This is a genomic window from Pontibacter brevis, from assembly GCF_054779655.1.
This window is the reverse complement of record NZ_BAAGXV010000088.1, coordinates 100,572-124,599: the sequence shown is the minus strand read 5'-3', so window position 1 is coordinate 124,599 and position 24,028 is coordinate 100,572. Positions and strand designations below refer to the sequence as shown.

Here is a 24,028-nt window from a genome sequence, read left to right as displayed (position 1 = left end):
AGTATTGAGTAGTATAAGTATTTTAGATTTAAGTTTGCTACTGATTACCTCCTTATCCTAAATCAAAAAAGAGAGCCACTCCAGAATAAATTTGGAGTGGCTCTCTTTTGATAAGTAACTGTTATAAATGGTAAGACAGCATGAAGTAAACCACTTCTACAGTAGAAGATACATATAGAAGCCCGGACATGCCAGCATTTCGTTCATAGCGTGCTTCAATGGAAACAGGTTTGCTTCTAATGTAATAAAGCGCCCCAACTCCGGCTGTCAAACCTGTAGTAAACGCCCGAATACCATTTTCTCCAAGTGCTGGACTTGTTGAGCTCTGGGATGTGCCACCTAATGAAGTTGTTCTTGTTGTTTCTCCCTCATGGCTTATTGCATATCCTAGCATTGAACCGGCATTAGCAAAAGGTTTTACTTTGCCACGGGGATATGTATAACGGATTTGTGTAGGCAATTTTAAGTAATGCAGATCAAAATAAGTGTCATACTTATTACTGCTGCTACCTATTCCATTTTCTGTATAAGTTGATGTGAATTTGTTGCTGGTATAAAGCAGTTCTAACTGAATAGATAGTTTTTCGCTAAGCGATGGTGATGAAATATTTAAGGAAAGGCCTGTACTTAAGCTAGGTGCACTTTCTTCGAAAGCGCTTTTTGAAAAATCATGCTGTCCGGTAAACTTTAGTGTTGAGCTGCTGATGCCAAGTGTTGGTCCAAAGGAGAGGGTTAATTTATCAGGTGCTTTGCTGAAAAACTCCTTACCCATACACATGTTGTATTGCTGTGTGATTTTAGATAAGGGGTTATGGGCCAGTTGCACTTGGTCTACCTGCCTTTTGGTTATACTTGGGCAATTGCTGAATGCCCGCATCAGTGTTTCCTTGTAGATCTCGTCTTTGATAATGTATTTTTTGCCTGTAGTAAGATCTGTGTGTTGTCTTACTACCAGTTTTAGTTCCTCCAGTACATCGTCATTTTTTGATATATAGAAACGGTCTTTCTGGGTTTTGTCGCGGTAGAAGAATAAGTTGGCTTCTCCTTTAACTAAATTTTCTAAAAACAGTTTCTGAGTTGTGTTCAAACTGTCGGTGCCCGGAACTAACCTAGATTCGTAAATTTTATTTTCTTTTATAAAACCGAAGCCTTCTATTTCGGAGGGATTGTAAATTTTAGCGTTGCCGGTTGCTGATGCCCTGTAAGTAACAACGGTGGCATTGCGTTGTGATCCACGATAGTCAACCAAACCTTTTAAGGTATCACCGCTCTGAACAACATATCCTTCTCTAAAATCAGTTTGGGAAAATACCAGGTTGCTGATAAGAACGCATAATAAGGTAATGTAAATTTTCTTCATGTAATAATAGGGTTAAAATGAAATTTGTAAACACCAGGCGGCTAATAATCTATTTTAATAATAAAAATAGGTTTTTTATTAAACTATAGAAAATAACTATATGTCATTTTCTATGTATTTAAAATTTAACTACCAAGCCTCCCTACTGAATCTCAGCAGGGAAGCTTGATAGTTGGAGCAGCTATGAATTACTTGCTTGTGGTGCCGTCTACTTCCTTTAGTTGGCATTCGTTACACCACCATCGTCAGAACCTGCACTCTGTGGGCTTGGGCTTGGTCTGCCTGTCAGGAAAGGTAACCATGAAAAAGGCCGCTCTATTTACTTGTAGAGCGGCCTTTTTCATGGTTTGTAATCAGAAATAAAAACCAGCACCAACTGTAGCCTTTGCAAGGCTCAGGTCAGCATCAAATTCACTGCCCCCTTCCGTGTACATATATCTGAACCAGTTTGCCTTTAACTCAAGCCCAATTCTTGGAGTGGGAAAGAAAACAAGGCCGGGTGCTATTGTTCCGTTTATGCTGCCCTGGCTGTTCTCATTTGAACTCTTGCTCCAGTTGGTAGGAATAGTAGATGGTGTTCCCCAGGGAGAACCAGCGGGAACGCCAGTGCCTGAATCCACGAACTGAGACGTTTCGCTATAAATTTTATACTTTGTTTTAGAGTAGCCTGCTGCTCCTTCAGCAAAAAAGCAAGTGTAGGGCCTAAAGTTGTATAATAGCGTGCCATAGGACCAAATCCTATGGTCGAGAACTTGGTTTTGATGGCGTTAATAGATGTTTGATAGTAATAACCAGAACTTGTAGGCACTGGAGCGGAAAGGCGCGCATCCGATTCCGATTTAGAAAAGCTGGTGCTGGCCTGCATGCCTAGCATCCAATGCGAACTCACCGCAAAAGCCGCCATGGGCGAAAAATTGATTGCAGTGGTCTTTGTTGAAGCATTTTCCCTTTTGATGCTTCCCCCAAAGTGAGTACCAACAAAGGGTTTTCCGGGAGTTAGTTGAGCAAATACAGGGCTTAGTGCCAGGAGCAGGCCTATAGCAACCAGAATTATTTTCATATTAAATATTTTAGCGTTTAAATATAGATGATTTTCTGAAATGCATGTGCTTAATTATAAATGAATTGTAAAAATAAGAGGACGGACTTACTTAAAATTAATTAAAAGTATATATAAATAATCGGTATATAAATATAACCTTATTTATTTCTTTTAGGTATGATGGCTGGTACTATAAATCAGAATGGTCCAATCTGAAAGCCTTAAATTTAAATTTATATGCTTGACATCGCTACCAAGAACAGGCGGATTACTGCACCCAGAATTTTTTCAGTTATAACTCTCCTCTTTCACCTGCTGAAGCAGGCAAAGGAGAATGTTCTGTTTCTGGTGTCTCTGTACCTGGTGCCCCTGGTCTGCCTGGTGTTGGTTCTGGCAAGCCATATCTACACAGCCATACCCATAGGAGACTTTACCAGGGAGCCTGTTGCCGTTGCCGGATTACCGTTTTATGTAGGCTTTATCTCGAACATGGGTATGCTGTTCTGGTGTGCAGCAGCCGCCATCTGCATTTTTAGCTGGTTTGTATTTCGTCAGAAAGAGAATGAAAAGACGCTGGCAAGCTTCCTGCTTTATTTTGGGCTGCTGACCCTTCTCTTGCTCTTTGACGACTTCTTCCAGTTCCACGACTATATATTCCTGTATTATATACCCGTCTCCGAAAAGCTGATATTCTTAGGGTATGGCATCCTGATGCTGCTTGGTTTACTTATCTACCGAAACTACATCCTGATGCAAACAGAATGCTTTGTGTTTTTTACCGCCTTCGTATTTCTGGGGCTGTCTATTGTGGTGGATGCTTTGCAGCATCAGTTATTACCTGTATTAGGAGAGGACCTAAGAATCTTTCTGGAAGACGGATTTAAGTTTATGGGGATAGTAGGCTGGTTTGGTTATTTTGCAAGGGTATGCCTGTCAAAGTTCAAAGCTTCTGTATAAGAGGAATTGCTACTACTTGTAAACAAAAAAAGCCCCGCTGAAACCAGCGGGGCTTTTCTATATAAATCAGGTTATTGTGATTACTTGTTACCGTCTACTTCTTCGTAGTCTACATCGGTTACACCACCATCACCGGCAGTAGCGCCTTGAGCACCACCAGCCTGTCCGTTGCTCTGGCCGTCACCGCCTGGTGCGCCACCTGGCTGACCTTGCGTGGCGTTGTACATCTCCTGAGAGGCTGCACTCCAAGCATTGTTCAGGTTCTCCAGGGCTCTGTCGATACCGGCTACGTCTTTAGAACCGTGGGCTGTTTTCAGCTCGTTCAGGGCGTTCTCGATGTTCGACTTGTTGCCAGCAGACAGCTTATCGCCATACTCCTTCAGCTGCTTCTCTGTCTGGAAGATCATAGAGTCAGCTGAGTTCAGCTTCTCAATCTCTTCCTTCGCACGCTTATCGGCTTCGGCGTTCGCTTCAGCTTCCTGGCGCATGCGCTCGATTTCCTGCTCACTCAGACCAGAAGAAGCCTCGATGCGGATTTTCTGCTCTTTGCCTGTCGCTTTATCCTTCGCAGTTACGTGCAGGATACCGTTGGCGTCAATATCAAACGTTACTTCGATTTGAGGAACACCACGTGGCGCTGGTGGAATGTCTGACAAGTGGAAGCGGCCGATAGTACGGTTGTCGCGGGCCATTGGGCGCTCACCCTGCAGTACGTGAATCTCCACAGACGGCTGGTTGTCGGAAGCAGTAGAGAATGTCTCAGACTTCTTCGTAGGAATCGTTGTGTTAGACTCAATCAGTTTGGTCATTACACCACCCATCGTCTCGATACCCAGTGAAAGCGGCGTTACGTCCAGCAGGAGCACGTCTTTTACTTCACCAGTTAATACACCACCCTGGATAGCAGCACCGATGGCCACCACTTCATCCGGGTTCACGCCTTTAGAAGGCTTCTTGCCGAAGAACTTCTCTACTTCTTCCTGTACTCTTGGGATACGGGTAGAACCACCCACCAGAATTACTTCGTCGATATCAGAAGTAGAAAGGCCGGCATCTTTCAGGGCCTGACGGCATGGCTCCATAGAGCGACGGATTAGGTCATCAGACAGCTGCTCAAATTTCGCACGCGTCAGTTTACGTACTAAGTGCTTTGGCACACCGTCAACCGGCATAATGTATGGCAGGTTGATTTCTGTCTCGTTAGAAGATGAGAGCTCAATTTTCGCCTTCTCAGCAGCTTCTTTCAAACGCTGCAGTGCCATTGGGTCTTTGCGCAGGTCAAGGCCTTCGTCTTTCTTGAACTCGTCAGCCAGCCAGTTGATGATAACCTGGTCAAAGTCGTCACCACCAAGGTGGGTGTCACCGTTCGTAGAAAGTACCTCAAATACACCGTCACCCAACTCCAGGATAGAAATATCGAATGTACCACCACCTAAGTCGAATACGGCGATTTTCTGGTCTACGCTCTTCTTGTCAAGGCCGTAAGCAAGTGCTGCTGCAGTAGGCTCGTTGATGATACGCTTCACTTCAAGACCTGCAATCTGTCCGGCTTCTTTTGTAGCCTGGCGCTGTGCATCGTTGAAGTAAGCAGGCACCGTAATAACGGCCTCTGTTACAGTTGTACCCAGGTAATCTTCTGCAGTAGCCTTCATTTTCTGAAGCACCATGGCAGAAATTTCCTGCGGAGTATACTGTCTGTCGCCAATCTCCACACGCACGGTGTTGTTGCCGCCCTGTACCACTTTATAAGAAACCTGCTTTGCTTCTTCGCTTACTTCATTGTAGCTGTGGCCCATGAAGCGCTTGATAGAAGCAATTGTGTTTTGCGGGTTTGTGATCGCCTGACGTTTTGCAGGGTCACCTACCTTACGCTCACCGTTACCGTTGTCTAAGAAAGCAACGATGGACGGAGTTGTTCTGCGGCCTTCGCTGTTAGGAATAACCACCGGCTCGTTACCTTCCATTACGGCAACGCAGGAGTTGGTTGTACCTAAGTCAATACCAATTATCTTTCCCATTCTATAGTTTTATTATATATGTTCTAAACTCTTATTTCTAATTCAATTTTTTCCTGTTGTCTTTCTTATAACAACCCTTGTGCCAAGGGGAGAATAGTACTTTGTTTCTGTCAATATGTCACTTTCTGCATGGTAGACCTCGCTTTTGTCCGAATCATGCCAGCCGCTTGCTTTAAGTACCGACAGAATTTCCTGTGTTATGATATGTGACTGTTTCTTAACATGGTAGAAGGGTGATGCTGTTGAAGAGAACTAGCCCACTTTTCCTAAAGCTCTTTGTCTTTTGTCTAAGCTGCCGTCGGTTCAGCTTATCCAGCGGCTCATTAGCAGCCTTTTCCATCTTATCTTCCTGTGCTCTCTAGGCTGGGGTAGGGGCCCTTTTTAAGACGGCTGCCTCATTCCGTTCAGCACCGAAAATTTACAATAGAGGGCCCCTACCCCCAGGCGCTCAACCCAAAGACTGAAAACTGATTCACTCCGTGCTGGCAGAATTTGTACTAAAACATTGACAATGGGAAAAGCCCTACGCAAACGAAACAGCAGATTCCCATCCTTGGACAAGGAGGGGGTAGGGGTGGTTGGACCCGGTAGAGCAGAAAAAGCAACAGTACTATGGAATTAGCCTGATAGGAGATGATAAGAAGTGGTAAACAAAAAGGCCCGGCGTAAACCGGGCCCCTTGTTGTCTGTTTTCACGCTTTTAAAAGATGATGCTGGCCGAAGGCAAGGCCTTCTTTATTCTCTCTTTTTCTGCTTCCGGTATATTATTCCCAACCAATATCAGCGTTCGCAGGCTTTCAAGCTTTTCAAGCGCTGTGGGCATTAGGCTAAGTTGGTTGTAACTCAGGTCTAGCAACTGCAGGTTTTCAAGCTGCGTTAGCTCCTCCGGCACCACCTTCAGCTGGTTGTGCCCCAGCAAAAGCGTTTGTAATGATTTTGCCTTCCCCACCTGCCTGGGTAGGGACGTTATTTGGTTGAAATCGAGGGCCAGGCTTTTGAGTTCTTTTAACTGAAAAAGCGCCTGTGGCACTTCGCGCAACTGGTTCTGCGACAGCGAAAGGTCTTTTAACTTTTTTGCTTTGCCTATTTCGGGAGGTAACATTTCGAGGTGGTTATAGCTGAGGTTTAGCGTATGGAGCGCACGCATGCGGCGCACCTGCGGCGAAATCGTTCTGATGCTGTTTCCATTCAGGTGCAATACCTGCAGGTGGTGTAAGTTTCCGAAGCCGGCAGGTAGCTCTGTAAAGTGGTTATGGCTGAAATCCACGTCTTTCAGTTCTTCTAATGAATAGAAGGAAGCCGGGAGCTCCCTGATTTCATTCTCGCTGAAATTTATTTCCTGCAGCTGCTGCAGTTGGCCTATTTCAGGGGCTATGTCTGCTATCTTGTTTTTCATGGCGTTGATGAACTGCAGGTTCACCAGCTCACACAAATCAGGGGGAAAGCTGTAGTACATTTGCTGCCGGATGTTCAGGCGGTATACCCTGTCCTTTTCCTGCAAGGCCTCCGGCACATGGGAGTATATTTTGGTGCTTGCCAGCTCCTGCTGTGGTAGTGGTTTGGCCTGGGCACTGGCTTTATGCGGTTGCCAGATGGCAATGGCTAATAGGGCAACCGTTACTGTTCTTTTCATTTTCTGCTTCACTTTCCTGCTGTCAAAATGATAGGGGATAAAGTGGTAAATGCCTTCGCTGAAATCTTCTCTTCATCCTGTATAGCTGTATTTATAAATAAAAGCTGATGTTTAGATAGGCCTTGACTTATCCTGAGAGGGAAAAAGGCTATGGGCATAATGCCCATAGCCTTAACATTTGCTAAACTTCAATCTTACTCATTCACCTGAAGCATTCTGGTGGTTGATTTCTGGTCATTCACTTGCAGGCGTAACAGGTAAATTTTGCTGCCTGATGTAGAAGACGGGGTAAAGTCGTAGGTATGTTCTCCGGCCTCCAGGCTGCCGTTTACCAGTGTCTTTACTTTGTTGCCTTGCATGTCCAGCACTTCAAGGTATACATTAGCCTGCTCAGGTATCTCTACCTTCACTTTTGTGCTCGCCTGGAATGGGTTTGGATAAGCCTTTATCATTTGCGCTGGCTCCAGGCTGCTTGCCATGGCGGGCTGGTTGTTTTCTTTACCCAGGAACTGTTTGCGGGCAAAAACAAACGTTACGTCCCTATCAAACTGCACTTCGTTTCCGGCAGCATCTGTAAAAGTGGCGGTATTGGCGCCACTCGGGTGCTGAATGGAAATGAAGCCATACTTGAAATCAGGGGAGAAGGTGAGGCCGGTAGATTCAGAACCGAAAGGTGTGGTCATGAACAGCTCCAGCTTCGGGCTTTCCGGAGTGTGGTCCGGGCGCACTACCCACAGGTTGTTGCGGCCGCCATCCTGCAGCGCCCACAGGTTGCCTTCTCCGTCGAAAGTCAGGTTGTCGATACCCGTTCCCCAGTTTTCTGCCTGTGTACCTTCGCCATAGTTTACATCATAAAACTGTGGTGTCACCCAGGCCTCAATCTCCGATACAGTCATGCCGTCGTCTTTGAATCTCCAGATGGTACCCGAGCCTTTCGACGTGAAGTACATTTTACCGTCCGGGCCAAACTCAATGTCTTCCGGGTTTCTCCAGTTGGTGCCACCCACAGCAGGAGCCAGGCTTCGGGTGTTATTGCGGTCGGCCTGCGTCGTGTTGGGAACCACCACCCAGGTACCGGAGGCTGATGTTTCGCTGTCACGCTGCAGCACATAAAGCGTTCCTTCAGAAAGGTTACCCGGCGTGTTGGCTACAAACTTAAACACACCGCTCGAGCCGCCGTCCTCGGCTTGGTAAACCGTTACCCTATCAGAACTGATGGCAATATTCTCATGGTTCATGCGGCCCATGGCCCACAGCTTGTCTGGCTTGCCGTCGCCGTCGTAGTCTACTATTTTACCGGTTACAGGGTCTATTTCTACCTGCCAGCCCACATCCTGGTACCCATCTCCGTTGGCATCACCCATATTCGTGGTCTCTTCAGATGTAATCAGTGTGCCCCAGGGGGTAATGCCGCCCGAGCAGTTTCGTACCGTCTGCACCAAAGGGGAGAAGTCAACTTTGCGCACTCCCTGTACTTCCCAAAGGTTAGTAGACTCGTTCAGGCTCATGTCCAGAATAGATACACCACCTGGAGAAGTTTCATGGTTAATAGTCAGATAACCTTTCTTGCTGCTGCCTGCCACTGGGATGAAGGCTGTAAAGTCGTTATTGCCCGGCATGGTTCCGGTGGTGCCGTCTGTATAAGTGGTAAAGCCGGTCTTGGCCAGCTGCTGGATAGCATGCGTCTCTGTTGGGTACGTAATAGACATTGTCTGCCCAACAGGCTGTACAGAAGTAAAGCTGCCGATTTTGTTTTTGTGAGGAGAACCACTGCCCGCAGCAGTTGCAGACTGCGCCATTGTCTCCTGCGCACTGAAAGCAGCACCTGATAAAATAGCCGCTAAGAAGAGCCTTTTGTAAAACTTGTTCATATGTGTTTTATGGGTTAATGGTTGAAATTTCCAATGCCCAAAACAACTGCTATTAATTTACTCTATGGTTAGTGAATGTTTAACCAATTATTATGAATGCAGTGCTACTATTAAGGAGATGTTATGCCTGAAGCCCTGATAATTAGTAATCAGTTATATGCATTATTTAATATATTTAGAGGTGCCTGTTTGTTAACTATAGGATAACCTGCGCATAAAATAGAGATAATAGCTGGTTGGTTATTTTGTAGTAATAGACAAACAAATTATCCCTTCATGTTCTACAAAGACAATACAATACAGAAGCGGAATCTGATGTCAGCACTGCTGCTCATATGCATGGGGCTGTTCGTAAGTGTTGTGCTGACTTCTTTTAAAGCAGAAACTGTTATTCCGAATCAGGTGGCCAGCACCGTCCGCCAAAGCCTGATACAGGATATGGCAGACTTTCAGCAGCTGACGCAGCTCCTGAAAGAGGCCCTGGAGGTAGCAGACAAAAAGCAGGTTTCTGTTAAACAGTTGCAGGGCGCGTTCTATGAGGTAAAGCAGGGGTATAAGAAAGTGGAGTACCTGGTAGAGTACCTGGACCCTACACTGGCAAAAAAAGTGAATGGAGCGCCCCTGCCCAAAGTGCTGATTGAGGAGGCGAATTACCAGACCCTGCACTTCCAGAAGCCCAGTGTCAGAACGTTTCCTCCTGAGGGGCTGCAGGTATTAGAAGAGCTGCTTTTTGCAGAAGAGCTGGACCGGGAGAAGATGAAAGAAGCCGTTATACTAGCTTATGCGCTTCAGGAAGAAGTGTCGCTTGTTGCCAACAGCCTGCACTATCAGCCATTCACAGACAAACAGGTACTGGAAAGCCTCCGTGAAGAGCTTGTCCGGATTATGACGATGGGAATAACCGGTTTTGACGCTCCGGCAGCCGGAAGAGAAATAGCGTATGCAGCTGTGGCCCTGCAGCCAGTGTTAGATGCTGCGCAGCAGTATGAACATCCTACAAGCGGCCGAGCCAAAGAATATTCCAGTAAAGCTGTTCAGCAGTTGCAGCAGGCAATGGCATACCTGCAGCAGCATCCTGATTTCGACACTTTCGACAGGCTGCACTTTATAAGAGAACTGGCAGACCCTGCCTATGCGTCGCTTACGGCTTTGCAACAGGAGCTCCTGCCGACAGCCGCTTCCATTGCCAAACCTGTAAACGACCATGCTAACAGTCTTTTCAGCGCCGACTTCCTGCAGGCGGCTTACTTTGCCAAACAGGACCGGAAGGAGCAAAAGCCTCAATTAGTTGAGTTGGGGAAGGTCCTTTTCTTCGACCCGGTACTGTCGGCTAACAACGAACGCTCCTGTGCCAGTTGCCACGCGCCTGCCAAAGCTTTTTCTGATGGACAGGCCCGCAGCGTGGCCTTCGGCTTTAAGGGCACCGTGCAGCGCAACTCGCCCACGCTGCTGAATTCCGTTTTCAGTAATGCATACTTCTGGGACAGCCGTGCCATATACCTGCAGGACCAGGTGCCGGACGTAGTAGTAAATTCTGATGAACTGCATGGCAACTACGAAGAAGTAGTGCAGAAACTACAGCAAAGCAAAGAATATAAGAAACTGTTCAGTCAGGCGTTTGCAGACGAGCAGGACAACAGCCTGAACACAAACACCATCAACCGGGCCATTGCAGCCTATGTGCAAAGCCTGGTGGCGCTTAACTCTCCTTTCGACCAGTACATGCGCCGCGAAGCAGAGCAGCTTGATGTAGCAGCCAGGCGCGGCTTCAACCTGTTTATGGGGAAAGCCGCTTGTGGTACCTGCCACTTTGCGCCTACCTTCAACGGCACAGTGCCGCCCCGCTACCTCGAAAGCGAAACAGAAGTTTTAGGCGTAACAACTTCAGCTGATTTTGCGCATCCTCAACTGGATGAAGATTTGGGACGTGCAGGTGTTATTCCGGCGGATGCCTGGAAACATTCTTTTAAAACACCGACTGTACGAAACGCTGCTCTCACAGCGCCTTACATGCACAACGGTGCTTTTGCAAGCTTAGCAGAAGTGGTAAATTTTTATGATGCAGGAGGAGGGGCAGGTCTCGGACTGGACGTGCCAAACCAAACCCTGCCCGATAGTCCGCTGAACCTGACAAAGCAGGAGAAGCAGGACCTCATCGCCTTCATGGAGTCTCTCACCGATACAGCGACTGTTTTTGAGGTTCCTGAGCGGCTTCCAAAGTTTCCAAAGAAGGCCGCTTTAAATAACCGCCCTGTTGGAGGACGCTATTAGGGGCTGGAGGTACAGCTGATAGAACAAGTCTTGTTAAGCCTATCCCATAGCTCTATCTTTTTTTCTAATGTACCGGGTCAAACCGCCCCTCAGCGCCACGCTCGTTAGCTCAAAACTATCGTTTTGGCTAATCCAGGCAGGAAAGCCTGCTTCTTCAGGTTGCACAGTGCCTGTTTCATTGTCAGTTCTTTTACTGCTAAAAACTGACAGCACGGATTATATCAGTTTCCTGTTTTTTGTGGGAGTAGGGAAATCTGATTATAGACGTGTAAAGGGTACTGCGCATGAACTAACAAATTTGATACAAGCTAACATCAAGGCCTGAGTAAAATCTTGGCAGCCCAGTCCGTTGCGGCTGGATTGGAGCCATCCGGGAATTTTGGAGTTATCAGGTTTCCTCTTCGGTCTGATTTGATTGTTTGAGGAGCTTTCCATTCTCCACTCCTGGGATCAAACCACTGGAAGGCATACGAAGTATTCTTTTTTAATCCACTTATCCTGGGCAGCGCTGCCTTGTTTTCAAAATAGAGCAAGGCAAAATCTTGTGCCGGGTTCATCATCATAAAAGACCAGCCGTCCAAACCACGCACCGAGCTGTTTTTTGCTTTCTGAGGATGGAGGTGCTGGTGGTAGGGCTGCAGTTGCTGGTATCGTTCTCCTTCTGAAAGGACAAAAGTCTTCAGGTGCTGCATCTGCTTTCCGGATTCATATTTCAAGGCATCCCAGAGGTGTGGGCGGGCTCCGGTTGGTTCTCCGGTTGTGGTCATATCATACGCAGCGGTACCATGCACATGGCCTGCCAGGCCTCCGGAAAGCACGGAACCATACATTTGCGCCCGTGCAAAGTAGTTGTCCCGGTCGGAGTTGGCAGGTGGAGTTTCGCCTCCCGGCTTGTTGATTTCATGGTTCCAGCCGGTATAATAAGGCTCAAAGTTGATAGCTGGATAAGGAGGGGTTAGATGAAAAAGGGTATCCATTGCCCCGTAAAAGCCATGGTCCCGGGGTTTGTTGCCCACGCTGTGCATGTCGAGCCAGGGCACTTCTTTTCCATGGCCAAAAGTGGTATAGGTGGAGTGGTCGATCAAGGAAGTGTGCAGTTGTCCGAAGGGCGGCGGGCCGTACTTGTTTAGGTGGTAGGTAAGGGCTTCGTTGAACTGCTCTGCGGTCAGGCTAAAGTCCTTGGGAATCCAGTCTAGGTGAATGCCACTGAATACAAAGTTTTGCGCGCCGTAGCGGGAAATCAGGTATTGTACGTAGCGGGCAAAGGTCTCATTAAAGTCGAAGTAGGCGTTCCAGGATGGCCCGGCATCACGGCGGATGGTCTCCAGCAAAGGCACAAAACCCTGCTCTGCCATATACTGCATTTTTTTATCCAGGCTCTGAAAATAAGCTGGGTTAATCTGGTTAAAGTCTGAAACGCCTTTATGTTCCGCAGAAATGGAAAAGGGCAGGTTCCCATATTCGTCCCGCATGTTCTTGGCGGTGAAAGTGCCCCAGTAGCTCAGGCCGCCGGAAGCGTCGGTTCCCTTGCCCTGGGCCACGTCGTAGCCGAATTTTTCCCAGGCATTGCGCACAAACACGCCGTCTTCGTTAGCATAGGTGCTGGGGTTAAGATCTGTGTCCCAGTTAGGGAAGGCGGCAATCATGCTGACAGAGTTAAACCCTTGGTTTTTGCGGTAGTTGATGGCGTCTTCAAAGCCGATGCCAGGACCCGGTTGGTAATTATCGGAGGTGGGCGCATTGCGGAACGGCAGCCGCCAGGTGGTACCAGCCAGCCAGGTATCGCCGACCATAAAAAACGGAGTTCCATCGGCGTACTGCAGCGCATGCCCATTAGGAGTGGCGCTTACAAAGCCGCGGCGGTTAGGGTTTTCCTGCTTTTCCTTTTCCGTCCACGCTACAGCGGTAAACTGGCCGGTCTTTTGGTTTAGTCCGGCATCCTCCTGCTGATTTGACCCGCTGGTCCATTGCCATTGGCCAGGCTTGTTTGCCACGAGGCGTACCTTAAAGACATTGTCACCATCCCAGAACCCGTACACGCGCTTTGAAAAATCCGGGCCTTTTAAATCTACCCATACGGTAACATCTGTATAGTAATTGCCATAGGCCTTTTCAGCCGTCAGGGTTATTTCCTGCATCTCCCACACATGCGGGTTGGCAGCCGGAGAAGTTTGAAAAGCAACTGCCTGAAAATGGAGCATCCATAAAATGAGCAGGCAAAAGAAGGGGAAGCAGAATCGTTTGATATGCATTGAAAATTAAGTGGTTCGATGTTAAAGCACCTCTAAATATATAAAATTTGTGGGTAGTTATTATCCTAACATTGGTTGCAGGAAAGGGGAGTAGGGTTGCCCTACTGATGTTGCTGTGCTAGTTTCATAGATTCTTCTTTGAACTATTTAGAATAATCCTTCCTTCTAGCCTCAGTAGTAGTTACTTAGAAGAAGATTAGATGTCTTTGTCTGTCTGTTTACTTTCAAAGGAGTTCCGTCTGACGGTTCGTTCAAGTTAACCTAATAAGAAAAAGAAATCCCTTAGTTAACTATAGCTTCGATATGACTGTATTTTCTGCCAGCTACAACATGCTTATCAGGTGAAAAAATGGCATCTTTATAGTTGTGTTTATAATAAGTTGCTGGTAAACCTGCCGGTGCAGTAGATGAAGTATCAAGAATACCCGCGTACATGAAATACTACCTGTTCCTTTTATATGTGCTGTTGCTCCCACTGTTCTTTAGCTGTAAGCAGGGGCAGGAGAGAAACCCCTCCGCCTTGTTTTGGCAAAGAGACGCTGCAGAAACCAACATTGATTTTGTTAATCAACTGCCTGCCACCGGCCCCCTCAACTTAATGACCTATCCTTATTTCTACAATGGAGCAGGGGTGGCGGCAGGCGATGTAAACAACGATGGGCTCACAGATTTGTTTTTTGTACAGAACAAAGGCGAGAACAAGCTTTACCTGAATAAAGGAAAAAGCGAAAGCAGCTCTTTCTCTTTCCAGGACATTACAGCGGAAAGCGGCCTTGGTGAGCACTCCGACTGGGAGACAGGAGTGACGATGGCCGATGTGAACGGCGATGGCTGGCTTGATATTTATGTTTGTGCCCTGGTAGGTTTCCAGAGTTTGAAGGGCCATAACAGGTTGTACATCAACAAGGGGGTGGATGCCAGCGGCAATGTGAGCTTTACGGAACAGGCTGCGGAATGGGGTCTCGATTTTCAAGGATATTCCACACAGGCCACCTTCTTTGATTGCGACCAGGATGGAGACCTCGACATGTACCTGTTAAACCACGCGGCAGTAGTCAACCTGAATTACGGGATTGCTGACATGGACAGGGAGGAGAAGGATGAAAGAGTCGGCGATGTACTCTACGAAAATCAACTTAACGGCGTAGCAGGGCAGGCGGGAAAAGCAGCAGTGGCTAAGTTCATAGATGTAAGTGAGCAGGCCGGTATTTATCAGTCTCCGATGGACATTGGGCTGGGGGTAGTGGTGGCCGACTTTAACCAGGATGGCTGGGATGATATTTATGTAGCCAATGATTTTCATGAGGATGACTTTTGCTACATCAACCAGGGCGATGGCACCTTTAAAGAAAGCATTCGGGAGCGTTTCCGCTACCTGAGCCGCTTCTCCATGGGTTGCGATGCCGCCGATCTGAACAACGACGGCTACCCGGACCTGATGACGCTTGACATGTTTCCGGAAAACGAGGTGGTGGAAAAAACATCGATGGGAGAAGAAGCTTTCCTTGTTATGAAGCAAAAAATGGCATATGGTTTCATGCCACAGTACAGCCGTAACTGCCTGCAGTTAAACCTGTCGGGCGAGAAATTCTCTGAAATTGGTTACATGGCGGGTGTGGCTGCAACGGACTGGAGCTGGAGCACCCTCCTGGCTGACTTTGATAATGACGGACAGAAAGATATTTTCATTGGCAATGGCATTGCACGCCGCCAGAACGACCTGGATTTTATCCGGTATTTTTCTAATACAGCGCTTAACCTCCGGAAGAGCGAAAAAATTGACCAGGAACTCGTCGAAGCAATGCCGAGTGGCAAGGTGCCTAATTTTATTTTCAGGGGCACCAAAAGCTTGCAGTTCGAAGATAAATCCCAGGAATGGGGTTTTGGCAGCCCAACCCTCAGCAGTGGTTCGCTCTACACCGATTTGGATGGGGACGGAGACCTGGAGCTGGTGACCAACAACATCAACGAACCGGCTGGTATCTATGAAAACCGGAGCCAGGAACTGCATGGCCATCACTATCTGAAGGTAAAACTGCAGGGCCAGGGAGCCAATACTTATGGTGTAGGAGCCAAGGTGTTTGTAATGCAGGGCGGAACAATGCAGTATCAGCAGCAGATGCCCACAAGAGGTTTCCTTTCTTCGGTAGAGCCTACCCTTACTTTTGGCCTGGGAAAGCAAACCAAAATCGATAGCGTGCTGGTACTCTGGGGCAATCAGAAAGCCCAGGTTATCAAGGATGTTTCCCCTGACCAAACACTGGAACTGGCTCAGGTAAATGCTACCGCCAGTGCAGCGCCTTATTATGCCAAGATTTTTTCCAAACCCGAACCGCTTTTAGAAGAGGTTAGCACCAGCTATGTCCTGAATTATGCGCACCAGGAAAACGACTATAACGACTTTGCCATAGAATCACTTATGCCTTTTCAGCTCTCTACCGAAGGTCCAAAAATGGCAGTGGGCGATGTGAACGGGGATGGCCTGGAGGATTTTTATGTTGGCGGAGCCAGCAGGCAAGCAGGTAGCCTGTTTCTGCAAGGAGCTAACCGTGGTTTTATGGCAGGCAATTCTGCCGCCTTTCTGGCTGATGCCGACAGAGAAGATGTAGATGCCTTGTTCTTTGATGCAGACGGAGACAAGGACCTGGACCTTTATGTTGTGAGTGCCGGAAATGAACATACAGCTAAAAAAGAACAACTTCTCGACAGGCTGTATTTGAACGATGGCAAGGGCAATTTTACCCGCATGCCAGAGTATTTGCCGGAGCTTTACAGCCATACGAGTTGTGTGCGCGCCAATGACTTTGATGGCGATGGCGACCTCGACCTGTTTGTAGGAGGAAGGGTAGAAGGCGGCGCATACGGTCATATACCGGATTCTTACCTGCTCATGAACGATGGGAAAGGCCGCTTCTCTGACCAAACGGAGCAGCTGGCACCCGGCCTTCGTAAAGCAGGCATGCTCACCGATGCACAGTGGGTGGACTACGACGGCAATGGCCTGACGGACCTGGTGGTAGTGGGAGACTGGATGTCTGTTAAATTTTTCCGGAATACCGGCAGGCAGCTGCAGGAAGTGAAAAATGTGCCTGGCCTGGAGCAGTCGAATGGTTTCTGGCAAACAGTGCAGGCAGCAGATTTTGATGGCGATGGCGACCCTGATTTTTTAATTGGAAACCTGGGCATCAACAGCAAGCTGCGGAGGCATAATGGGACACCCTTGAAAATGCTGGTAAAAGATGTGGATGAAAACCAAAAACAGGAGCACATTTTAATGTACCAGCGCCAGGAGAAGTGGTACCCGGTAGCCAATAAGGAAGAACTGGGAAAGCAGTTGCCGCAGATGAATAAGAAGTTCAAGTACTTTAAAGACTATGCCGGAAAAACGGTAGCCGAAATCTTTAATGAAGGCGAGATGGAGGGAGCCCTTGAGCTGGAGGTAGATCGCTTTGAGTCGGTGTACCTGGAGAATTTAGGGGGTGGTAAGTTTAAGCAACACCTCCTGCCAGTCGAGGCACAGACATCCAAAATCTGGGCTTTTCATGTGATGGATGTGGACAGCGATGGACATCAGGATGTGCTGCTGGGCGGTAACTTCTGGGGAGTGAGTGCCTATCAGGGGCGCTATGACGCAAACTGGGGATTGGTGCTGAAAGGAGACGGGAAAGGCAACTTCAAAGCGCTTTCTCCCACCGAATGCGGCTTCCTGCTGAAGGGAGAGGTGCGGGATATTAAATCAGTGAATACGCCGGCAGGCCCTCTGGTGTTGGTAGCCAGAAACAACCTCCCGATACAATTCTTCAGTCCCCGTGCAGTGGTCCCGTCGATGGGTTTAATGGCAAATCGCAGTAGTGAAAATGCTGCCAAATAACTGGTAAGGTGAGGGGGCTGTTTTATTCTGTGCCTGCTCCCGATTGCATCCCCCGGGTGTGCGCTATACTTGGGTTCCTGGCCCAGTTGCCTACAAGCTTGACCTCATTTTTAAAGACAAGTTTGAAACCCTTCTTTTGCATAAATCACCGTTTGCCAGCACGAAGTGAATATGTTTTTAGTTTTCCTGTGAAGCGACTTGTGTTTGTTCCGGTGCTGTATTATACACCAGGTTTTTTAAAACCGATTATAAGTATGCCGTGTGTTGTCTTCACTTAAGGTACAAATCAGGGGACGAAATAAAGTAGCAGGAGTACAAAATTATATGAATTTGACGATCACGTATTTACCCTAATCAGTTTATTGTAAACTGATTAGGGTATTACACTCAAAGCGAAGGGCAACCTTACGAGACACTTTTCCTGCCATAGGGTAAATACAGTATTGGTGACTGATATCTATTCCATTTTCTACCCAAAGTGGATGCTCCTAATCCGGAAGCCCCTTTAAGCTGAGCCCTTTCCTGTTCCTCTTCCTACTTACTTTTAGTGGATAACGTGTCGTAGATAGGATCCTTCCCCTCATACCTAAACCAATCAAAAGTTGCTTTGCCAGTTGAAGGCTTGCCCTGAGAAGTGGCATACATGCCCAAGGTGGTGCCCACAAAACCGCCGGAAACGCGGGTGCTTAAAAAAGTGCCATCCACATTGTCCTGCAGCAGTTTCCAGTCCCCTTCTTTCGTGCTATAGTAGAAGCTGATAGTGCCTTTGTTGAATTCTGTTTTCAGGTAAAGTGGCTTACCTCTCTCACTTCTGCTAAGGGTCTTCTCTGCCAACACAGTGGTGGTACCGTTCGTTGTCCCATCTGCTGGCTTTTCTGATTTTAGCAGCTGCACCACTTCTTTGCCATTCGAAATGGTTTTACCCAGTGCATAGTAGTTGTTCTCACTCTGGAAGGCTGCTATTCCCGCAAACTCAGTAGAGGATGCCGGTTTAAAGCTCATTTTGGTACTGGCACTGCCCGTAACATGCTGCTGCCTCCTGGCAACAAAAGAAGGGTTTTCTTTACCGGATAAGGTGGCAGGCTGCAGGTTCAACGTCAGGCTTCCGGATGGGTCATTCAGGCGATACCATTGGGCACGGGGCGTTCTAAGGACCAGCCAGTAGAAGGGCAGTTTTCCCTCCTTGAAATCTTCCTGTTGCACAAAGTTGCCGCTCAACGGGAACTGTGGCTTTTCCCCTGCTGGCAGGTTCGGGCGCTTATAGGAGTACTGCACCTCTTCGAAATCAGCATTGATGATAGGCCAGCCATCTTTCCAGGTTACAGGTGCCAGGAAAGTTTCGCGGCCTATGTTGTAATGGTCTTCTGTATCGTAGGGGCGGGTAGCCAGAAAGATGGCCCACCACTCGCCGTTTTGCGTTTCCACCAGGTCGGCGTGGCCTGTGGCAGATATCGGGTTCTTTCTGTCATTCGATAAATGGCGCTGCGTCAGGATAGGGTTGTTTTCGTACGGCACGTATTCTCCCATCACGTTTCTGCTCCTCAGGATTACTTCAGAGTGGTTCACACTGGTGCCGCCTTCTGCCGCCATCAGGTAATAGTAGCCGTCCTTCTTATAAATGTGCGGTCCTTCTATCCAAACCGGCTTTTTGGAAATATCCACACCGCCGTTCACCAGTATTTTTGGGGTGCCTACTGTTTTCATGTTCCTGTAGTCGAACTCGATGATGCGGATGGTGCGGTGGCCATCGTAGAGCGGCTTGTTATCAGGCGCCTCGCTGTTGTATGTGATGTATGCTTTTCCATCCTCGTCAAAGAAGATGGAAGGATCGATGCCGCTGACCTCCCGAAGCCACGTGGGATTTGACCATGGACCAGCAGGGTCGGTGGCCGTTACCACAAAATTCCCGCCGTTGTCTATGAGAGTGGTGACCATGTAAAAGGTGCCCTCATGGTGTGAGATAGCAGGGGCAAATATTCCTCTGCTTGCACCCAGGCCATCCAGATCCAGCTGCTCCGGCCTGTCCAGGATGTTGCCTATCTGGGTCCAGTTTACCAGGTCCTTGCTATGGAAAACAGGCACACCCGGAAAGAAGGAGAAGGAGGAGTGAATCATGTAGTAGTCATTCCCTACACGCGTAATACTGGGGTCAGGGTAAAAGCCTGGCAGAATAGGGTTCTGGAATGTATCCTCCTGCTGTGCAAAAGCAGGAGAGTAGCCCAGATAAAAAAGGCAGCACAGGCATACAAAAGCCTTTTGCAGTAGGATGTTTCGTCGGTTCATAAATATAAAGCGTTATAAGATGCTAGAAACAAAAAGCTCCGTTAGCAGGTCTGCCAACGGAGCTTTTTGTTTTACTGATTTGCCTTTTCAGGCTGATAATAACTTTCCGGTGGCCCCAGGTAGGATGGCTTTAAACCGCCTGTGTCTACCACAATCTTTTGCAGCACCACACCCGGGTCTACCATCCAGAATTTAAGCACATGTTCTCCTGGCTTGTCTACTTTGTGGGTGGATGTCTGGATGTTGATGTTATCGGCTACCCACTTGTTCCAGGCACCTTCCGAGTTTTCCTTGTGCATGTTGATGATTTGCGGGGCTTCATCATCAATGGACACGGCAAATTTCAGGCCGTCGGAAGCGTTGAAGTTAAGGGTAGGAGACAGGTAGGCGTGTACCTTTACCTCACCCGCGTTCAGCAGGTGCATGCGGTATTCTAAACGTGGGCTGTCGCCGCCTGGCTTCTGTGTTTCAGCTGTTACCGGGAAAGGCGTCATCGCTGACATGGTTTTGCCTAGGTCCGGGATAAGCTGCCATTCGATGGTGCCGCTGTCTACGGCACGGTTGTAATGTGCTGCTTCCATCGACACATAACCGTTGCTTTCTACAAAGCCTTTCACCACGGCCGGCTTCAAACCAGCTGGGTTATTCACGACAGCCTGTACTTTCACCGTCGTGTTGTTTGGCCCGGTAATCGTAATCGGAACGCGCTGCACGCCGGTTGGAGCCTTCTGCCAGTCTACGCTTACCAGTAAGCGCTGCTCCTTGTCTACAGTGCCCTGGGTAGCCGAAACATTCAGCCACGGAGCCCCAGACTGCACCTTATAGGTGTAAGGCTCCTTGCCCTGGTTGAACAGCTCGATATAGTAGTTTTGCTGGCCGAAAGGTGTAAATCCAGGTAGTTCTGCCTGCTGCTTCTCCCTTGGCCACCAGGCATCAGAACCTTCTACCGCTACGCCCATTTTGGCTCCGGATGCCACATTGACTAACTTCACGTCCGGCATCACGTCCTTCTCTGGTTGCTGCCAGTAGGTATAGCTGATGTGTGTTTGGTCCATCATGTGGCTCCACTTGCCACCAGCCAGTTCCTTATTGTAATACTTCATCAGCGCCTGGTCTTTCTCGAACAGCTCACGCACCTTCGCAGCCATGTCGTTGGCAGCGGCGCGGTTCTGCTTTGCATAGAGGTAGTTTTTACCTGTGGTAATGTGCAGCTCGTTGAGGTTAGCAGAGGCTTTTGCCGGGAAGAGCACCAGCTGATAGTAGGCATCTTTATATTCGGCAGGCAGCTTCTGATAAATTTGCTCTGCTTTCTCCACCAGTTGGTTATACTCTTCCACCACTCTTTCCGCTTCACGGTAGTTCGTCAGGCTGTAGGTTTCCGGAGAAATTAATTCAGGCTTACGTCGGCCGTTAAACTTGGAGTATTTAGCCAGGATTTCCGCTATGGGTTGAGCGTACTGGCTGCCGAACTGCTCCTCTGCCCACTGGATTGTGTATTCCTGCAGACGCTCAGCCGGCCACTTGTCCGGGGTCCAGGCATAGTCGAGGAAGAACTCCAGCGGAAACTCCACCGGTTTGATATCACCAACATTTACAATCCAGATGCGGTCGGCACCGTACTTGTGCGCCATGTGCATCTGCTCCCACACCCTCGGAATCGGGTTCGTGTTCAGCCATTTGTAGTTACGGGGTCCACCTACATAGTCGAAGTGGTAGTAGATGCCGTAGCCGCTGGAATGCTGCTTTTCGCCCACCTTTGGTAGCTTACGGATGTTGCCCCAGTTGTCATCGGCCAATAGCAACGTCACGTCGTCCGGCACGCGCATGCCTTTGTCGTAGTAGTCCTGCACTTCTTTGTAGAGCGCCCATATCTGCGGTGTTTCAGAGGCTGGCTTGCCTGTAACGTCAGCTATGATTTGGCGCTGGTCAGCCACAATCTGCTCCAGCAAGGCAATGTTGCTGCTTTCTGACATCGGCTCATCCCCGTCGCCGCGCATGCCTATGGTGACGATACTTTCGTTGGTGCCCATGCGCTCCATGCCTTTCCGCCAGAACGCCTGGAGGTTTTCTTTGTTCGTGTTGTAGTTCCAGGGGCCTTTGCCATAACGCCGCCACTCGTCGTGGGCGCGCGTTAAAGGCTCGTGGTGCGAAGTGCCGAGTACTACACCATATTCATCAGCCAAAGGTGCACTTAACGAATCATCGTCATAAATGGCATTTCCCCACATGGCGGGCCAGAGGTAATTGCCTTTCATGCGCAGCAGGAGCTCAAATACCTTGTCGTAGAATTTATGGTTAAAACCGCCGAATTTCTCTTTCGACCAACCGGAAAGTGCAGGAGCCTCATCGTTGATAAAGAAGCCGCGGTACTTGATAGCAGGCTCTCCCTGTGTATGGCGACCAGGTAATACGTACACGTTCTGCTTTTTCTTTACCGGCACATCCGCCCACCAGTACCACGGGGAAACCCCCATTTCGTCTGACAGGTCGTACATGCCGTAGATGGTGCCGCGCTTGTCGCTGCCCGCAATAACTAAGGCCCGGTCTACACCGCGCATCGGCTTTTCTACCACCTGAATCAAGGAAGCTTCCCAACGACCGGCTATACCGGCTACGTCCAGCTTCTTGTCGCGCACTAGCTTGTCAATGAGGGGGCTTTTGCCCAGCGTTCCAACCAGTACAATTTCTTTTGCCTTGGGAGCTTTTTTGCCCACCGTCAGTTGGGGCTCAACGTTTGTTACCCGCTGGATGTCTGCCTGCAGGTGCTTCGCTACCCGGGCAACGCCAGGGTAATCATCAGCACTCACAAAGATAGGCGCGGACTTGCCACCGGCTGTAAGCGCAAAGCGATTCAGGCCTTTTTCTGTGGCGATATAGGAGGGAAGGTCGTCGGTAGCGAAAGCTGCCTGTGGACCAGCCAGGGCAAAGAAGAACAGCAGCACCAGGCAAAGTGGCTTCCGCCGCCAGCCTGCTTTTGCTTTGCCTCGTTTGTTTTGCGGGAGGTAATAGGGGTATTCGATTGTCATCATATGAATGTGTTAGTGAGCCGCTTTTCAGGGCGACTCCTGTTACTAAATTCTTGCCTCTTTCATTTTAGGTGACAGGAAGTGCATAATGAGCCAGGCTACGACATAGGCACTGCCACACACTGTGAAAATGATATTATAACCGGCAAGAATGTTGCCAATGCCTTTGTAGTAGTCCAGTATAAAACCTATGAACAGCGGGAACAGCGCGCCTCCCACTGAGCCAGCCATACCCCCGATACCTACTACCGAACTCACTGCCTTCTTTGGGAACATATCAGACACGGTAGTGAAGATATTGGCGCTCCAGGCCTGGTGTGCTGCTGCCGCTAAACTGATTAAACCTACTGCAATCCAGATGTCGGAGGTATAGCGGGCGGCCATAATCGGCACTACCAGCAGGGCAATGATGAGCATGGCTGTTTTGCGCGCCTTGTACACTGCCCAGCCCTTCCGGATGAAATATGAGGAGAGGTAACCGCCGCCGATACTGCCAATGGTGGTAGCAGAGTACACAATCACAAGAGGCAGGCTTGGCTTGCTCAAATCAAGGTCGAAGGTGGTGCTGAAGTAAGAGGGAAGCCAGAACAGGAAGAAATACCAGATAGGATCGGTGAAAAACTTGCCGGCGATAAACACCCACGTCTGTCTCACAAACAACAGTTTCCCCCACTTCACGGGCGTTTTGTCTGCTTCAGCCCCGGCTTCTTCGTTGTCGCTGTGAATGTACACGTACTCCGGCTGGCTCAGGCGCTTCTGCCTGGAAGGAATTTCATAGAATATCAACCAGAAAACCAACCACACAAAACCAATGGCCCCGGTAGCGATGAAGGCTTCCTGCCAGCCGTAGGCACCCAGCATCCAGGGCACCAGGATAGGAGCTACCACAGCGCCAACGTTGGCACCAGAGTTAAACAAGCCTGTTGCCAGTGCCCGTTCTTTCTTAGGAAACCACTCTGCTACTGTTTTGATGGCAGCCGGAAAGTTGCCTGCCTCTCCAATACCCAAAGCAGCCCTGGCCACACCAAAACCGAAGGTGGTTCTTGCCACAGCATGAAACATGGCGGCCACGCTCCACACGACAATAGAAATAGAATAACCCAGTTTGGTGCCTATTTTGTCGATAATTCTACCGAAGATAAGCATACCCAGTGCATAGGAGGCGGTAAAGGCCATTACAATGCTGCCGTAATCACTTTCTGTCCAGGCAAACTCCTGCTCAAGGGCGGGCTTAAGTAAGCCGATGATTTGCCTGTCGAGGTAGTTGATGGTGGTGGCAAAGAAGAGAAGGGCGCATATTGTCCAGCGGTACGACCCGATTTTTTCCCTCCTGGTGGCTTTTTCTGTCATCAAAGGTGCATTCATGGCAGTGGTTAATTTTTAATTGATGAATTGTGTGGGGAATAATCGGCAACAGTCCTCCTGTTTTGCCTATTCAGGAAGA

The 24,028-nt window shown here is 48.7% G+C and carries 12 protein-coding genes; 3 read left to right on the top strand and 9 right to left on the bottom strand.

The genetic code is table 11. The annotated features are described in order from the left end of the window. Nucleotides 1-121 precede the first annotated feature (121 nt). Entirely contained in the window at nucleotides 122-1,360 is a 1,239-nt protein-coding gene (locus ACYVB1_RS19810; protein ID WP_460925549.1) for a porin family protein, read from the bottom strand. 514 nt (nucleotides 1,361-1,874) lie between these two features. Beyond that, nucleotides 1,875-2,420, bottom strand: a complete 546-nt coding sequence (locus tag ACYVB1_RS19805) for a hypothetical protein (RefSeq protein ID WP_460925548.1) — start codon at nucleotides 2,418-2,420, stop codon at nucleotides 1,875-1,877. Between the two features lie 219 nt (nucleotides 2,421-2,639). Between ACYVB1_RS19805 and ACYVB1_RS19800 the strand changes: the two genes are divergently transcribed. Next, nucleotides 2,640-3,359 (top strand): hypothetical protein, encoded by a 720-nt coding sequence (locus ACYVB1_RS19800; RefSeq protein ID WP_460925547.1) that lies wholly within the window; start codon nucleotides 2,640-2,642, stop codon nucleotides 3,357-3,359. A gap of 80 nt (nucleotides 3,360-3,439) precedes the next feature. On the opposite strand, the gene dnaK is transcribed toward ACYVB1_RS19800, so the two are convergent. From dnaK to ACYVB1_RS19785, 3 genes are all read right to left on the bottom strand, one after another. Next, the gene (dnaK, locus tag ACYVB1_RS19795; protein WP_460925546.1) at nucleotides 3,440-5,377 is read right to left on the bottom strand and encodes a molecular chaperone DnaK; all 1,938 of its coding nucleotides are present in this window, start codon (nucleotides 5,375-5,377) and stop codon (nucleotides 3,440-3,442) included. Nucleotides 5,378-6,077: 700 nt separating this feature from the next. Continuing rightward, nucleotides 6,078-7,010: a leucine-rich repeat domain-containing protein gene (locus ACYVB1_RS19790; protein ID WP_460925545.1), complete on the bottom strand. Its 933-nt coding sequence runs from the start codon at nucleotides 7,008-7,010 to the stop codon at nucleotides 6,078-6,080. A 194-nt stretch (nucleotides 7,011-7,204) separates the two neighbouring features. Beyond that, nucleotides 7,205-8,881: an alkaline phosphatase PhoX gene (locus ACYVB1_RS19785; protein WP_460925544.1), complete on the bottom strand. Its 1,677-nt coding sequence runs from the start codon at nucleotides 8,879-8,881 to the stop codon at nucleotides 7,205-7,207. Between the two features lie 276 nt (nucleotides 8,882-9,157). Here ACYVB1_RS19785 and ACYVB1_RS19780 point away from each other — a divergent pair, with 276 nt between their 5' ends. Then, nucleotides 9,158-11,152, top strand: a complete 1,995-nt coding sequence (locus tag ACYVB1_RS19780) for a cytochrome-c peroxidase (RefSeq protein WP_460925543.1) — start codon at nucleotides 9,158-9,160, stop codon at nucleotides 11,150-11,152. 314 nt (nucleotides 11,153-11,466) lie between these two features. Here ACYVB1_RS19780 and ACYVB1_RS19775 read toward each other — a convergent pair whose 3' ends face one another. Further along, nucleotides 11,467-13,353, bottom strand: coding sequence for an apiosidase-like domain-containing protein (locus ACYVB1_RS19775; protein ID WP_460925542.1), 1,887 nt, complete (start codon nucleotides 13,351-13,353; stop codon nucleotides 11,467-11,469). Nucleotides 13,354-13,837: 484 nt separating this feature from the next. Here ACYVB1_RS19775 and ACYVB1_RS19770 point away from each other — a divergent pair, with 484 nt between their 5' ends. Next, nucleotides 13,838-17,275: a VCBS repeat-containing protein gene (locus ACYVB1_RS19770; RefSeq protein ID WP_460925541.1), complete on the top strand. Its 3,438-nt coding sequence runs from the start codon at nucleotides 13,838-13,840 to the stop codon at nucleotides 17,273-17,275. Nucleotides 17,276-17,809: 534 nt separating this feature from the next. On the opposite strand, the gene ACYVB1_RS19765 is transcribed toward ACYVB1_RS19770, so the two are convergent. The 3 genes from ACYVB1_RS19765 to ACYVB1_RS19755 form a co-directional block, all read right to left on the bottom strand. After that, nucleotides 17,810-19,558 (bottom strand): glycoside hydrolase family 43 protein, encoded by a 1,749-nt coding sequence (locus ACYVB1_RS19765; protein WP_460925540.1) that lies wholly within the window; start codon nucleotides 19,556-19,558, stop codon nucleotides 17,810-17,812. Nucleotides 19,559-19,629: 71 nt separating this feature from the next. Further along, on the bottom strand, nucleotides 19,630-22,587 hold the full coding sequence (locus tag ACYVB1_RS19760) for a glycosyl hydrolase 115 family protein (protein WP_460925539.1): 2,958 nt from the start codon (nucleotides 22,585-22,587) through the stop codon (nucleotides 19,630-19,632). Nucleotides 22,588-22,629: 42 nt separating this feature from the next. Further along, nucleotides 22,630-23,949, bottom strand: coding sequence for an MFS transporter (locus tag ACYVB1_RS19755; protein ID WP_460925538.1), 1,320 nt, complete (start codon nucleotides 23,947-23,949; stop codon nucleotides 22,630-22,632). Nucleotides 23,950-24,028: the final 79 nt, after the last annotated feature.